Below are 14,771 nucleotides of genomic sequence, written 5' to 3' on the forward strand. Positions count from 1 at the left end.
GTCGAACAAAATCTATTGGTGGGTTAATATGTAAATATTGCCCGATGGGCGCGATATTTATCGTCGTCCGCGTCGGCGCGAACAGCCGAGCGCGGCGTGTATCGCGCTGATGAGCGTGTTGCTGGGGTCGTGTGAAAGTTCCCAGCACATCATCCCGCCGAAGTCGTTGTCCCTGACGTACCGCGATTTCTCCATGACCGAATGATGGTCGTCGTAGGTGACGAAGGTGTCGTCCGTCTCGGAGTACAGCCACGGAACGCGCGCCTCGCGATGCCAGTGATACTGGTACTGCGGCTTGCTCTTGAGTTGGCGAATGGCGTGATACGATTGGGTGTCCGCGCCGTCGAACGGTTGGAAGAGTCCCCGATTCTCGTTTCCGACGTTCTCGAAGACGAAGCCGTAAAACGGCGTCCCGCAGACGAGTTTGTCCCGCGCGATGGGCTTTTCGGCCCAGTACTGCATCGCGTGGTCCACCGTGAGCAGTCGTTGCCAGTACGTCGGGTCGTCGTACGGCGCGTACAGCGGCGCGTTGAAGTTCGTCGCGGAACTCCAGCTTCCATAAAAGTTGTAGTTCATCACGTTGATGAAGTCCAGGTACTCCGCGATTTTCTCAACCTCCAACGGGTCGATATTCGACGGAATGGGGGCCGCCGCCATGCTGAGTTCGTAGTGCTGGTCGTCCTCCTCTTCGGCCTCGTCCAGTCGATTTCGAATCTCCTCCAGCAACAGCGTGAAGTTTTCCGGGTCGTCCTCCCGAACCGAACCGTCCGGGTACTCCCAATCGATGTCGATGCCGTCGAAGTTGTATTTTCGGAGGTGTTCGACGGCCGTCCGGGCGAACCGTTTTCGACTGTCGGCCGTCGAGGCCGCGGCCGACATGTTGTCCCCGAACTCCGCGATCGTGAGCATGAACGTCGTCCACGGCTGTTCGTGCGTAATCTCCTCGAACTGTTCCAGCACTTCTGGGGCGTAATCGCCCGTGACGGCGAGTTTCACCTCGCCGTTCGCTTCCGATTCGAGAAACGCGTAGTTCAGGTGTGTGAGTTTGTCGTACGGCACGTCCCGCGGCGTGTAATCGCCCGCCCACGACGGATAGTACGCGACGACGCGTTTGTCCGACCGCCGTCCGTGTCGGTGGCGATGGTGGTCTTCGTGACCTTCCCTCGCCTCGACCGTATTCCCGAACAGCGCCAGCGTCGTCGCCGCTCCGGCACCCTGTAGGTATCGCCGCCGTCCCACGCCGCTATTTTGTATTTTCATCCATCGTAGCGATAAGTATAACAATAAATAAAAACATACCCTAGCTTTATAATTTCATTCCTCAAATTTCTGGAATTGAGGATAGTATCGGAAACGGAAAACCGGCCGTTGGTTCCGAAGCCCCGAAACGAGCACCAGTTATTAACGACACACGGACCGTAGTTCGGGGCGGATTCGGACGAACTTCGGTTGCCCAATCCGAGAACCGATCCACGAATTTCATCATGCAACTGAACCACACCAATCTCACCGTGTCGGATGTGGAGACCACGACGGCGTTCTTCGAGGAGTACTTCGACTTGGAGAAACGGGGTGGCAGTCCCGCCATCACGATTCTCTCGGACGACGCCGGGACCGTCTTGACCTTGATGCGGGGAAAGGAGGGCGAGGACATCAAGTACCCGAGCAGTTTCCACATCGGCTTCTTCGTCGACGACGAGGACCTCGTGGACGAGAAACACCGCCGACTGGAGGAGGACGGCTACGACGTGACGGACGTCAAAATGCGACACAACACCTACGACTTCTACGTCGAAGCGCCGGGCGGATTCTCCATCGAATTCGGAGCCAGATAGGACGGTCGGGTCTTCAGTACTCTCTGGGAGTTACGAATCGCAGAGCAGTTGTCGTGGTCGTCGGTTCGCCACCACCGACCACCCTTCCGAAGGGCTATGTCGATATCTGTTGGATTGTCCAGACGAACCATCCATGAACGGATTAGCAGGGAAGACGGCACTCGTGACGGGAGCAGGGTCGGGAATCGGGCGTGCGTCCGCGCGCCGGTTCGCCGAGGAAGGCGCGAACGTCGTCGTCGCCGACATCGTCGAGGATTCGGCCCGTGAAACGGTCGAACTCATCGAGGACGCTGCCGGTGACGCGACGTTCGTCGAAGTGGACGTTTCCGACCTCGCGTCCGTCGAGCACATGGTCGATGTCACGGTCGAAACCTACGGAAGCCTCGATTTCGCGCACAACAACGCGGGAATCCTCACGGATTTCGTGGAAATGACTGGTATCGAGGAAGGTCACTGGGACAGGTTGCTCGACATCAACCTGAAGGGGATTTGGGCCTGCATGAAGGCCGAACTTCCCGTCATGAACGAACAGGGAAGCGGTGCCATCGTCAACACGGCGTCCGAAGCCGGTTTGGTCGGGATGGGCGGACTCTCCAGCTATTCGGCCAGCAAGCACGGGGTCGTCGGGCTGACCAAGTCGGCCGCGCTCGAATACGCCAGTCGGGGCGTCCGAATCAACGCCATCGCGCCCGGTCCGACGAAGACGAACATCCAATCCGGATTGATGGGCGGCCCCGGCGCTTGGTCGTCGATGTCGCTGCGGGACCGTCTCGGGACGGCCATCGACCTGATTCGGACGGCGATTCGGACGGTGTGGTCCGATTTCGATACGTCGGCCATGCGGGACGTCCCGATGGACCGCATCGCCGAACCGGAGGAGATGGCCGGGGCGGTGGCGTTCCTCTGTTCGTCCGACGCCTCGTACATCACCGGGCACACCTTGCCCGTCGACGGCGGGCAAGCGGCCGACTGAGAATCGATACGCGATACTGTACAGTAGATAGTAGCACAGTTTCCTTATTCATGCTGAATTCTGGACGAATCTGTCAGTTCGTTACGTAGGCGTGCAAGCGCATCGAACAGCTCAGCGTGTCAGAAAAAGCTATACTCTGAACCGAAATACATCTATTCATGTCCTCCAATGCAGCGGACACAGAAGCCCCTTCGTCTGTTCGGGTCCTTTCCCCGGTCAATGTCGGACTCGCACTGATCGGTCTCGTGTACGCCGTGGGGACGCTAACCAACGTCATCGATTACCCATTCTTCTCGATCGTGTTTATCCTCGTAGGTGGCGGGATGGTTTCGTATAGAGCGCACCGACGGAAATCGTGAGAGACTCACGTTCTCCATTCATGCGCCGTTTCATCCACTCTTCTGAATGAAGAATTCGGATTATCAACTGCTGTTTAGTCGCCGTCGAGCGCGTCCGCGAGGTCGGCGGCGACGTCCGCGATGGCTTCGTGGGCGCGGTCTACCTGGCGTAACGTCATGAACCCGTGGACCATCGTCTCGTAGTTCTCGTAGCGCGTTGGAACGCCGTCCCGGACGAGTTGTTCGGCGTACGCCTTCCCGCCGTCGCGGAGCGGGTCGAATCCGGCGGTGATGACCGTTGCGGGAGCGACATCCGACACGTCGGCCGCCTTCGTCGGGTCGGCGTACGGGTTTCGCTGGTGGATTTCGTTCACGTAGTAGCACCGTTCGTACCACTCCAAGTCGGATTCGCTGAGGACGATACCCGTGTGCTCTCGGACGGACTGCTGGTCGTCCTCGACGCCGACGCCGGGGTAGATGAGCGCCTGATGGGCGATTTCCGGACCGTCGCGCTCGGCGGCCATGAGCGCGGCGACGGCGGCTAGATTCCCACCCGCGGAATCGCCCGCGACTGCGATTTCCCCGGTTCCACGGATCGCGTCCGGGTTTTCGGCCGCCCATTCGACGGCGGCGTGGGCGTCCTCGACCGCCGCGGGGAAGGGGTGTTCGGGTGCGAGTCGGTAGTCGACCGAGAGAACGGCCAGGCCGCTCTCCCGCGTGAGGTGTCGGCAGAGCCAGTCGTGCGTGTCGATGCTTCCGAAGACGAACCCGCCTCCGTGGAAGAACACGACCGTGGGAAACGGTCCGTTCGCATCGGGGAGGTAGAGGCGAGCGTCGAGGTCGTCCGCGGGACCGGGAATCGTCCGGTCCACGGTCGCACCGACGCTCGGCGGGTTCCGATTCTGTAGCCACATCGCCGGTCGGGTGATGAGGCGGGCGATTTTTACCCCGCGACGACTGTGCGGGAGCGGAAATAGGTCCTGACGCTCGACCGCTGCCTTCGCCTGTGGGTCGATTTCGTCGGCTTGCATACCCGAACGATTGGGGAATCGAGACCAATGATTGTTCGTGCTGCGGCAGGTCTCCGGTGTCATTCGTGTGAGTCGGAGTCTGTGGTGTCACGAACTGTTTCTTCTCACGGTGAGGGGTCATCGAAAACTCGTTTCGTGCATACCGCTCCGGGTAACACGAGGAAAAGAAGGGCAACGACGTCGTCGAAAGTAACCGTCGGGGCCGTGGAGTAGAGCCAGATACCGTACAATACCCCGATAAAGCAGAGCAGTGCCCCGATAGCGAACAGGCGTTTTTCCGTCGAACTCATACCTCGTGTCGTGTCTCGGAAAATATATAATCGGATGATAGCGGTTAGCGCGCAGTGCAGTGCACGTGACTCCGAGACGACTGGTCTTCGATGGCTCGTGCAACTCCGTCCCGAAGTCGGCGTTCACCCGAACTTAGCCGAATATCGTGGTGTAGAGCAGCCAGACGTTGAGCACGGAGATCAGCGCGACGATGACGCCCATGACCCCCGTCGTGCTGGTGCGGTTGACGAACGTGCCCATAAGGCCCTCTTCGCGGGTGAAGTAGACGAGCGGTATCAGGACGAACGGCAACTCGAACGAGAGGGCAACCTGGCTGGCGACGAGGACGCTCGTCGGGTCGAACCCGGCGATAACGACGACGAGACTGGGAACCAGCGTGACCGAGCGCCGGATCCAGACGTTCACGTTCCAGTCCAGAAACCCGTCCATGACGGTCTGGCCGGACATCGTCGCGACGAGCGAGGAGGAAAGTCCGGCGGCGATGAGCGCGATGCCGAACGCGAGGCTCGCGTTCGAGCCGAAGACGCCGCTCAGGGTGACGTAGGCATCGTTCAGCGTGCTGATTCCGGTTCCGGTGAGTGCCGCGGCGGCGACCACGAGCATCGCGGCGTTGACGAACATCGCGCCGAACAGCGCGACGATGGTGTCGATCGATTCGTAGCGGAAGTGGTTGCGGTGGACGTCTTCGGTGTCTCCGGACTCGGCGACGAGGCGTTCCCGTCTGTCCTGCACGATGTAGGGGTGGAGGTAGATCGAGTGCGGCATCACGGTCGCGCCGAGGATACCGATGGCGACGTAGAGGGCGTCAGCGTTCGGGATCGATGGCGCGAGACCGGCGGCGACCTGTCCGGTGGTTGGCTGGGCGAGCACGACCTCGAAGACGAAGGCGAGCGCGATGACCCCGACGAGGGCCATAATCACGTACTCGATGGCGCGGAAGCCCCGCTTGTAAGCGGTGCGGACGCCGAGCAGCGCGAAGCTGGACGCCCCGGCGAGGATCGCGCCGCCGGGAAGCGGGATGTTGAAGATGAGGCTGAATCCGATGGCTGCCCCGATGATCTCCGCCATGTCGGTGGCGATCATCGCCAGTTCGGCGGCCGCCCAGAGGACGATCACGACGCGCCGCGGGAGACGTTCACGGCAGAGCTGTGCGATTCCTTTTCCGGTTGCGATACCGAGTTTGGCAGCGACGATTTGGATACCCATCGCCATCATAGAGGCGAGCACGATCACCCAGAGAAGAGCAGTGCCGTACTTCGCGCCGCCGGAGATGTTCGTCGCCCAGTTCCCTGGGTCCATGTACGCGACCGAGATGAGAAATCCCGGTCCCATGTACTTCGCCAGCTCGCGAAAGGAGAAAGTACGATTAGACATTGGTTACCCGTAGATTAGACGCGGCTAATAATATTATTTGTGGTTCCAACACCATCTGCCGAACTGTCGATTGAGGCGCTCAAACCTCCACGAGAGGCGTATTCAGTTATCTGTCGGGGTCCTTCCGCTCGCAACGCTCCGTGCACTCGGAAATATTCCGTTCGACGCTCGTGACGAACACTCACGTCCTCCCCGATCGGATGGAGGCGTTCGACTGGCTCTGTCGGAGTAATGGAAATGTCGCCCGGAACACTAACCTCCAGCCTCATTCCGTGGCGGCGTGCCGAGTCGGCTGGCAAACCCTCGTGCCGGGCGGGCGAGAATATCGCCAACTTTTGACGGCTGAACCGTCGAAGCGGGTCGCGTCAGTAATGGCGACCGACTTCCGAGCCAGTTAGCCCCGACTCACGGGCAGTGATTTTGGAGCTCACTACGCTCACTGAACTGTTGCACACCTGGGTTCTCCGCTCGGTCATCGCTCCCGAAGTGGGAGTACTCCGGCGGGGACTGAGGTGCGCATCGAAGGGTAGACCGCGGCCGGATAAGGAGTTTCGGATTCAGTTATCAGAACAGATATTCGGAGTCGAAAATCCGGACGTCGGAACGGATAGTCGGTGTCGCGTCAGTACGTGTACTCGTCCTCGGTGACCTGCACGTACTTGCCGTTCCGGTAACCGAACTTCGTCTTCTTGTACTGGGCCATGAGCCTCCCGGCGCGAACGCCGGACGAGAGGCTGGACGAATCGAGTTTCCCGATTCCGGTGCCGTCGTCGTTGAGCAGTTTGTTCACCATCGAGAACGCCTTGTCCCAGTCGTCCGGGCCGTACTCCTCCACGATGTCCGCGAAGGCGATGTTGCGCAGGAGTTCGTCGCCGATCGCGTCCTTCCACTCGTCGTTGTACGATTCGATGTCGTCGGTCGCGGCGAGTTTTCCGGCGATCTTGCCCGAGCGAACCGCGACGTGGTAGCCGCCCTCGTGGAAGGCGCTGGTCGTTCCCATCGCGCCGCCAGCGACGGCGATTCCGGCTCCGACCGGCGATTCGATGGGCCGCGTCGAGGAGATGGGGTACGTTTCGGTGCCGTTCGATTTCCCGCGGTCCTCCACGAGCGGGAAGTCCTCCTCGATGTCGTACTCGTCGCCGTACTCGCGTTCGAGGAGGCGGCGGATGTACTCGTTCGGACGGGGGAGTCCCTCGTCGTCCGGGCGGAGGAGGTCGTAGGAGTCGGGGTCATCGACGTCGTCCAACGTCATCCCGATGGGCATGGTGAGGCCCACGCGGGCAACCGTGCCGTCGTTCGGGAAGACCCACGGGTAGGCCGTCTCGCCGGGGATGACGCCCCACCAGAACTTGATGGCGGACTTTTCGAACACCTCTTCGGGGAACTCGCGGTACTCCTGATACGCGATGTGGTTCACTTCCGGCGGGCTGAGGTAGTCGCTCGTGGAACTTCCCTCGGGCATGAACTGGTCGAGCGCCCCGAGCGTGACCTGACGCTGTGGCCCGTCGGCGAGGACGAGGTACTTCGCCTCGATGTCCTCGCCGTCGGCGAGTCGAAGCGCGTGACGGTACTCCGCGTCGAGGTCGGTTTCGACGCCCCTGACGCCGACGCCGACGCGGTACTCCGTTCCCGCATCCTCGACACGCTCCCGTAGCCAGTCGTCCATGCGGGCGCGGAAGAAGGTGAATCCCATGTTCGGGTACGACGCTTCTATGCCCGTACCGCGGAGGGTGACAGCCTCGTTCGGGCCGATGAAGTCCGCGCTGTCGAGGACCTGCAGGACGGCCTCGTCGGGAATATCCTCGTAGTCCTCGTCCATGATGTCGATCCAGTAATCCAGCATTCCGGCGGCGTCGGTCGAGTCGGGACCGAGGAACTCGCGGTCCTCGCGCGGGACGCCCTTTTCGAGGACGACGGCACTCGCACCGTGTTTCCCTGCTTGTTCACCGGCCGCCATCCCTGCGGGGCCCCCGCCCACTATCGCAACGTCGAATCGCTCCATATTCCTACGCTACTCAAGGAGGGATACTAAATTCTTAGCCTTCGGTCGCGCGAGCGTTAGGAATCGAAATCGGTCGCCGTACTACACGGGATCGGTCACCGTACCACGGTACTGTTTTGGCGATTCCGCCCACAGAAACGGTATGGCAGAGTTCGAACACCTCTCCGTCGAACGAACCGACGACGTAGCGCGCGTGAGGATGGACCGCCCGGAGACGCACAACTCGATGAATCCCGCGATGGCCGCCGAACTGCGGACGGCGACGGCCGACCTGTACGAGGACGATTCGCGGTGTATCGTGCTCACCGGAACCGACGGCGTGTTCAACACCGGCGCGGACCTGTCGGTGCTCTCGGGCGACGCGAGCGACGGCCGGACGCTTAGAAGCATCGCTTCCTCCCTCCACCGCGCCATCGAAAACCTCGCGCGGGCACCGAAACCCGTCGTGACCGGCGTGAACGGCGTCGCGGCGGGCGGCGGGTTCGGCCTCGCGCTGTCGGGCGACATCGTCCTGCTCGCCGAGGACGCCAGACTGGAGTTCGCCTACCCGCGCGTCGGTCTGACCGGCGACGCCGGTTCGACGTTCTTCCTCCCGAAAATCGTCGGCCTCCGGCGGGCGAAGGAGATCGCCCTGCTCGACGAACCCATCGACGCCGAAGCGGCCGTCGAGATGGGTTTGGCGACGGAAGTCGCGTCCAACTTCGACGAGCGCCTCGACGAACTCGCCGCGAAGTTCGCGGACGGTCCGACGAGGGCCTATGGCGCGACTAAACGCCTGTTCAATCGGGGTCAGGGACGGGACCTGTCGGCACAGATGGCCGCCGAGACGGATTCCATCGCCCGGATGACCACGACGGCCGATTTCGAGCGGGGGCTGAACGCATTCTTCGGCGAGGGCGAACCGGAATTCGAAGGAAAGTAGTTGGGCGGTTCGAAGGAAGTCGATGGTGGGTGGTAGGTGAGTAGATGGGTAGTGGCTGAATGAGGGTAGGCGGGGATGAATGGGTTATACGTGCGGAAATCGGTAACCTGTGTTTCGAACCGAAATACTCATTCTCCCGCCCTCGGAGGTTGTGGCATGCAGGCAATCCTCAATGGAGACGTTCGCACGGTCGCCGACGCGGGAACCATCGATGGCGGTATCGTGCTGTTCGAGGACGGGAAAATCGTGGCGGTCGGCGCGGAGGGCGACGTGGAGGTCCCAGATGACGCCGAGGTCATCGATGCGCGTGGGAAGCCAGTGACGCCGGGTCTCGTGGAGGCCCATAGTCATGCCGGGATGGGCGAGTGGGGCGAGCCTGAGGACGGGGATGTCAACGAACTCTCGGACCCGGTGACGCCGCACGTCAACGCGCTGGACGGCTTTCACCCGCGCGACGAGCACCTGCGCCACGCCTACCAGGGCGGGGTGACGACCGTCAGCGCCCGGATGGGGAGCGCGAACGTCATCGGCGGCATCATCTGTTCGATGAAAACCTACGGGGACATCGCCGACGAGATGCTGATCCGGGAGGACGGCATGAAGGCCGCGATGGGCGAGAATCCGAAGCGGTTCCACGGCGATCAGAAGGACCGCCAGCCCACCACACGCCCCGGCATCGCGGCCACCCTCCGACAGGCGTTCATGGACGCCGAGGACTACACCGACCGCCGGGAGAAGGCCGCCGAGGACGGCGACCCGTTCGAGCGCGACTTGGGCATGGAGAACCTGTCGCGGGTCATCGAGGGAGACCTCCCGCTCCGCGTGCACGCCCACCGCGCCGACGACATCGCCACCGTGTTCCGCATCACCGACGAGTTCGGCATCTCGGACCTGTCGATCGAGCACGCCACCGAGGGTCACGCGCTCGCGGAGGAGTTCGTAAAGCGCGACGTGCCCGCCATCGTCGGCCCGTCCTTTTACTCCGGCGCGAAGTACGAACTGTCGAACATCACCTTCGAAACCCCCGGCATCCTCCACGACGCGGGGGTCACAATCGCCATCCAGACCGACGCGCCTGTCCTCCCGCAGGAACACCTCGATGTCTGTGTCGGACTAGCGATCCGTGAGGGACTCCCGGAGGAAGCCGCCCTCCGGACCGTCACGCGTAACCCCGCCGAGATTCTGGGAATCGAGGACCGCGTGGGAACGCTGGAAGAGGGGACGGACGCCGACCTCGTCGTCTGGGACGGCGAACCGTTCGACATCACCGCCGACGCCCAGCACGTCTTCGTCGATGGCCAGCACGCGTACGACGCGTCGCGCGACGACCGCGACCCGCGCGACGAGTACGCGTGGTGACGATGTTTCGACTCTGCTCGCTTTTCACCACTACCTCTCTCGTTGCTGACAGAGTCAAAGGGTTGGGCTTTTAGCCTCCCGGTGTTCATCTCCCGACGATGCCCGACAGAGAGGACGTGTGCGTACTCATCCCAACGTTGAACGAAGCCGAAACGATTGGCGAGGTCATCGATGGCTTCCGTGAGCAGGGATTTTCGAACGTTCTCGTTGTCGACGGGAACTCGGACGACGGAACGCGCGACGTGGCGACGGATCACGGCGCGCGCGTCATCCAACAGAGCGGGGTCGGCAAAGGCCAAGCGGTCCGTGAGGGATTGGACCACATCGAAGCTGAGTACGTGTTGATGCTGGACGGAGACGGGACGTACAAACCCGGGGATGCGGACACGATGCTTGCCCCGCTCGACGATGGGTACGACCACGTCATCGGCAACCGATTCTCGGACATGGACGACGGCTCGATGCCGCGGCTGAACCACTTCGGCAACCGCATCATCAACGAAGCCTTCGCAGTCATTCACCGCTCGAACTTCAAGGACATCCTCAGCGGCTACCGCGCGTTCACCCGCAAGTCGGCCGAACGGGCGTATCTCACCTCGGACGGCTTCGGCGTCGAAACCGAACTCGCCGTCGAATGCGTCAAACACAGCGTGCCGACCGCCGTCGTCCCGGTCCAGTACGAGGAACGCCCCGACGACTCGGAGACGAACCTCCACCCGCTCTGGGACGGCGGCGACATCATCATGACGCTGTACCAACTCGCCAAGACGAACAACCCGCTCTTTTACTTCGGAAGCATGGGATTCGTCAGCGGTCTCTTCGGGGTGTTCCTCGGCGCCTACGTCGGCGTCGAGTGGGTGACACGCCACATCTCACACGAAGTACTCGCCATCGTCGCGGGTGTCTCCATCATCTTCGGCCTGCAACTGCTGATGTTCGGCGTCCTCTCGGACATGATCGTGACACTGCACCGCGAACAGATGCGTCGTATCGAAGAACGACGGTAGACGGCGACTGTCGAGGAACGAAGGTAGATGACGACTGTCGACTAACGGCGGCAGATGGCGACTGTCGACTAACGACGGTAGACTGGAACTATCCACGACGGGAGCGTTCTTTTCACACGAAGGGGGGCGGTCAGAGCCGTTTGGACAGGAGCACCGACGCGAGTCGGTCGTACGCCCGAACGACCGACTCGTCGGAGAGCACCGCGATGCCGCCGTCCGGAATCGACGCGAGTACGGGACTTCCGAGCAGTCGTTGGACTCTCGGCATGGGACGGTCCGCTCGGGTGAGGACGACGCCGATGATGGTTGTTCCGAGCGCACGCGCCATCGCGGCAGTTTTGGCCGTGTCGCATAGACACGCCGGGTCAGGTGTCGTCACCAACAGGACGTGGTCTGCGATGCGGAGCGGTGTTGCCGCATCCGGCCCAGCCCCCGCCGGGCAGTCCACGAGAACGTGGTCCGCAGTGCTGGGGAGACGGCGGAGGGCGTCCGCCAGCGAAATCCGTTCTCCCATGGTTCGTGGTGCGGGGACGATTCCGACGCCGGAGAGATTCGGCGGCGGATGGGTGGCGGTCTCGACGTCTTCGCCCGCCGCAACCGCGGCGAGATTCGGCGTCGGTTCGACGGCCGCGAGCAGATGTAGATCCGGCATGTCCACGTCGGCATCCGCCGCGAGGACGGACCGGCGCGTCCTCCCGAGTGCACCCGCGAGACCGAGCGTTGTCGTCGTCTTCCCACAGCCACCCTTGCCACCGGCGATAGCGAGCATGCTGGGAGTGGTTCCATCATTTTATTTAAACTTCGGGGTGAGACCCGTACCTTTCAAGACGCGTGACAACCCCTGTTCGAATGATGCGGCACGACCACCTTATCGACACAAAACAACTAACGCGGCAGGACATAGAGAACGTCCTCGACCACGCCGCGGAAATCGACGCCGACCCGTCGGCGTTCGCTGATCGACACGCGGGAAAACTGCTCGGACTGATGTTTTACGAGCCGAGCACCCGCACGAAGATGAGTTTCGAGACGTCCATCAAGCGCCTCGGCGGCGACATCGTCGACATGGGGCCCGTCGAATCGTCGAGCGTGAAGAAGGGAGAAAGCCTCGCCGATACGGCCCGCGTCATCGAGGGATACGCCGACGCGCTCGTGTTGCGCCACCCGAGTCAGGGTGCGGCGAAGATGGTGGGCGAGTTCGTAGACGTTCCGCTCCTGAACGCGGGCGACGGCGCGGGACACCACCCGACCCAGACCCTGCTCGACCTGTACACGATTCGGGAGAACGCGGGGCTGGACGACCTCACCATCGGCATCATGGGCGACCTGAAGTACGGCCGAACGGTCCACTCGCTCGCCTACGCGCTGACGAACTTCGACGCCCACCAACACTTCATCAGTCCGGGCAGTCTGAAACTGCCACGAAGCGTCCGCTACGACCTGCACGAGGCTGGAGCAAGCGTCCGCGAGCACACGGATATCGAGGCAATCCTTCCGAACTTGGACGTACTCTACGTGACCAGGATTCAGCGCGAGCGCTTCCCCGACGAGAACGAGTACCGCGCTGTCGCGGGCGACTACCAAATCGACCTCGAAACGCTCGAAGCCGCGCCGGACGATTTGACCATCATGCACCCACTTCCGCGCGTGGACGAAATCGCGCCCGAGGTGGACGAGACGGAACACGCGAAATACTTCGAACAGGCACACAACGGCATCCCGGTGCGGATGGCACTGCTGGATTCCATGCTGGAGGACCAATGAGCGACCACGAACTCCGCGTCAGTAAGATTCGAAACGGCACCGTTATCGACCACATTCGCGCCGGACAGGCGCTCAACGTCCTCGCCATCCTCGGCATCGACGGGGCCGACGGCGAGGAAGTGAGCGTCGGGATGAACGTTCCCAGCGACCGGGTCGGGAGAAAGGACATCGTGAAAGTCGAGGGGATGGAGTTGAGCCAGAACGAGGTGGACGTACTTTCGCTCATCGCACCCGACGCGAGCATCAACATCATCCGGGAGTACGAAGTCGCGGAAAAGCACCGCTTGGAGCGACCCGAGTACGTCACCGGCATCCTCTCCTGCCCGAACAGCAACTGTATCTCGACGGAGGACGAACCGGTGGACTCGAAGTTCGAAGTGCTCCCCGACGGCGTTCGGTGTGAGTACTGTGAGACGATACTCCGCGACGACCTCGCCGCACACATCAGCGTAAAGTAGGAAACGACGGCTTAACGGGCCGAACTGGAACGCTTAACGAGGCGAACTGGAACGAACGGTCGGTCCGGTTTATGCTGTCACTCGAAATGCTTCCCGGTATGGGAACCCGAATCGGCAGACATCTCGCACTCGTCTTCTCGCTTCTCCTCGTCGTCTCGGGCGGTGCAGCCATCGCGGCCAGTACGTCAACCAGCACGTCGGCCGCGACCAACACGTCTCCGTCTCCGAGCGCGCTGTCGGCGGTCCAAGTCGGCAACTACAAAGTTTCCATCAAGAACGTGACCGTCAGGACGTGGGCGCTCCGGAACACGACGGTGGACAACGCGACCATCGATACGGTTCACGTCGGGACGTTGCGGACGAAGGGCGGAGCGAAGCGGAACGTCACCCTCCACAACGTCTCGGTTTCGACGGTCCACATCCGGAATGGAACGCTGAAAAACGTCAGCGCCGATCGGATCGTCATCCGAAACCGCTCGATCTGGAACGTTCCGGGCGGTGATCTGTTCGACCCCGGCGTGAAAAACCGCGTCATCGAGCGCCACGTGCTGGAGAACCTCACCGTCGAAGGTGCATCCCTCGACACGCTGAACGTGACGACGCTGTCCACGGCCAACGTCACGGTGCCGGAGCAGTCGACGGACCCGCAAGTCGATCCGGCCGTGACGAATCCGGATTCGAAGCCACGACCGGACATCGTCATCGAGAACGCGAGCGTCGACTCGGGTGTCGTTCGACATGCGAACGCCGGAAGTTGGTCTGCCCGGAGCATCAGCTCCGAGAACGCGACGGGATAGTCAGAGAAACGAAGCGGTCTCCACGGTTTTTCCACCCAAAAACGCCGCCCCGCCGAGTTCGAACGCCGGGACTCGTACCTCGTCGCCCTCCCGAAACGCGAGCCCCGGAACGCCGCCGAAGACGCGCCGAAACTGCTCGTCCGCGTTTGCGTCCGGAACGGTGAGTTCGACCCGCTCGAAATGGCCGTCGTCCCACGACCCGAGGTCCGTTTCCACGTCGCTCCCGTCCGGGTGGAGTTCGACCCGGAACCCCCACGGGGTCATAACGAACGTCCGTCGTCCATCGCGGTCCCGAACCGACCAGTCCGCCTCCGCCGCACGGTCACAAATCGCGTCGAACGCGGTCGTACACAGACCGAGATGGTCGAAATGCGGCTTTCGTCCCGGTGCTATCGTGACGTTCACGTAGCCCCGCTGGGCGTTCTGGAGGCGGAGGCGAAAGTCGTCCGGAATCGGGTCCGTCGCGTCGAGCGCGTGGAACTCGCCATCGACCTGCCCGAATCGTCGGTAAGGTGGCAGTCCGTTCGCGTCGAGTTCAGTCTCCGCACGGCTCACGTCGGGCGTGTTGAAGTGGAGATGAAAGAGTCTGGTCGGGGATTGCATATCCGACGCTCACGTCC

At 62.1% G+C, this 14,771-nt stretch carries 14 protein-coding genes; 8 read left to right on the forward strand and 6 right to left on the reverse strand.

Going from position 1 to position 14,771, the window contains the following annotated elements; translation table 11 throughout:
- Nucleotides 1-57 precede the first annotated feature (57 nt).
- On the reverse strand, nucleotides 58-1,260 hold the full coding sequence (locus NKF26_RS10860; RefSeq protein ID WP_253234297.1) for a glycoside hydrolase family 18 protein: 1,203 nt from the start codon (nucleotides 1,258-1,260) through the stop codon (nucleotides 58-60).
- Nucleotides 1,261-1,484: 224 nt separating this feature from the next.
- Between NKF26_RS10860 and NKF26_RS10865 the strand changes: the two genes are divergently transcribed.
- Both NKF26_RS10865 and NKF26_RS10870 read left to right on the forward strand, forming a co-directional pair.
- The gene (locus NKF26_RS10865; protein WP_253234298.1) at nucleotides 1,485-1,835 is read left to right on the forward strand and encodes a VOC family protein; all 351 of its coding nucleotides are present in this window, start codon (nucleotides 1,485-1,487) and stop codon (nucleotides 1,833-1,835) included.
- 133 nt (nucleotides 1,836-1,968) lie between these two features.
- The gene (locus NKF26_RS10870; protein ID WP_253234299.1) at nucleotides 1,969-2,808 is read left to right on the forward strand and encodes an SDR family NAD(P)-dependent oxidoreductase; all 840 of its coding nucleotides are present in this window, start codon (nucleotides 1,969-1,971) and stop codon (nucleotides 2,806-2,808) included.
- Between the two features lie 433 nt (nucleotides 2,809-3,241).
- Here NKF26_RS10870 and NKF26_RS10875 read toward each other — a convergent pair whose 3' ends face one another.
- From NKF26_RS10875 to NKF26_RS10885, 3 genes are all read right to left on the reverse strand, one after another.
- The gene (locus NKF26_RS10875) at nucleotides 3,242-4,177 is read right to left on the reverse strand and encodes an alpha/beta hydrolase (RefSeq protein ID WP_253234300.1); all 936 of its coding nucleotides are present in this window, start codon (nucleotides 4,175-4,177) and stop codon (nucleotides 3,242-3,244) included.
- 423 nt (nucleotides 4,178-4,600) lie between these two features.
- Nucleotides 4,601-5,842, reverse strand: a complete 1,242-nt coding sequence (locus NKF26_RS10880) for an Nramp family divalent metal transporter (protein ID WP_253234301.1) — start codon at nucleotides 5,840-5,842, stop codon at nucleotides 4,601-4,603.
- Between the two features lie 622 nt (nucleotides 5,843-6,464).
- Nucleotides 6,465-7,844 carry an NAD(P)/FAD-dependent oxidoreductase gene (locus tag NKF26_RS10885; protein ID WP_253234302.1) on the reverse strand — a complete coding sequence of 460 codons (1,380 nt, stop codon included), beginning with the start codon at nucleotides 7,842-7,844 and terminating at the stop codon, nucleotides 6,465-6,467.
- Nucleotides 7,845-7,986: 142 nt separating this feature from the next.
- Here NKF26_RS10885 and NKF26_RS10890 point away from each other — a divergent pair, with 142 nt between their 5' ends.
- The 3 genes from NKF26_RS10890 to aglJ all read left to right on the forward strand — a co-directional run bounded on the left by NKF26_RS10890 (nucleotide 7,987) and on the right by aglJ (nucleotide 11,132).
- Nucleotides 7,987-8,766: an enoyl-CoA hydratase/isomerase family protein gene (locus tag NKF26_RS10890; RefSeq protein ID WP_253228140.1), complete on the forward strand. Its 780-nt coding sequence runs from the start codon at nucleotides 7,987-7,989 to the stop codon at nucleotides 8,764-8,766.
- A gap of 156 nt (nucleotides 8,767-8,922) precedes the next feature.
- Nucleotides 8,923-10,125, forward strand: coding sequence for an amidohydrolase (locus NKF26_RS10895; RefSeq protein ID WP_253228139.1), 1,203 nt, complete (start codon nucleotides 8,923-8,925; stop codon nucleotides 10,123-10,125).
- A 98-nt stretch (nucleotides 10,126-10,223) separates the two neighbouring features.
- Complete coding sequence (gene aglJ / locus NKF26_RS10900; protein WP_253228138.1) at nucleotides 10,224-11,132, forward strand: S-layer glycoprotein N-glycosyltransferase AglJ; 909 nt, start codon at nucleotides 10,224-10,226, stop codon at nucleotides 11,130-11,132.
- Nucleotides 11,133-11,262: 130 nt separating this feature from the next.
- Here the strand turns inward: aglJ and NKF26_RS10905 are convergent, their stop codons facing one another.
- Nucleotides 11,263-11,901 carry a division plane positioning ATPase MipZ gene (locus NKF26_RS10905; protein WP_253228137.1) on the reverse strand — a complete coding sequence of 213 codons (639 nt, stop codon included), beginning with the start codon at nucleotides 11,899-11,901 and terminating at the stop codon, nucleotides 11,263-11,265.
- Between the two features lie 83 nt (nucleotides 11,902-11,984).
- Here NKF26_RS10905 and pyrB point away from each other — a divergent pair, with 83 nt between their 5' ends.
- From pyrB to NKF26_RS10920, 3 genes are all read left to right on the forward strand, one after another.
- Nucleotides 11,985-12,896 (forward strand): aspartate carbamoyltransferase, encoded by a 912-nt coding sequence (gene pyrB / locus NKF26_RS10910; protein ID WP_253228297.1) that lies wholly within the window; start codon nucleotides 11,985-11,987, stop codon nucleotides 12,894-12,896.
- Nucleotides 12,893-13,354 carry an aspartate carbamoyltransferase regulatory subunit gene (gene pyrI, locus NKF26_RS10915; protein WP_066143121.1) on the forward strand — a complete coding sequence of 154 codons (462 nt, stop codon included), beginning with the start codon at nucleotides 12,893-12,895 and terminating at the stop codon, nucleotides 13,352-13,354. Before pyrB ends, pyrI begins: the two co-directional genes overlap by 4 nt.
- 98 nt (nucleotides 13,355-13,452) lie before the next feature.
- Entirely contained in the window at nucleotides 13,453-14,151 is a 699-nt protein-coding gene (locus NKF26_RS10920) for a hypothetical protein (RefSeq protein ID WP_253228136.1), read from the forward strand.
- On the opposite strand, the gene NKF26_RS10925 is transcribed toward NKF26_RS10920, so the two are convergent.
- Complete coding sequence (locus NKF26_RS10925) at nucleotides 14,152-14,754, reverse strand: VOC family protein (protein ID WP_253228135.1); 603 nt, start codon at nucleotides 14,752-14,754, stop codon at nucleotides 14,152-14,154.
- Between the last annotated feature and the right edge of the window lie 17 nt (nucleotides 14,755-14,771).

Origin of the sequence: Haladaptatus sp. AB618 (assembly GCF_024136965.1) — an archaeon.
Lineage (GTDB): Archaea > Halobacteriota > Halobacteria > Halobacteriales > Haladaptataceae > Haladaptatus.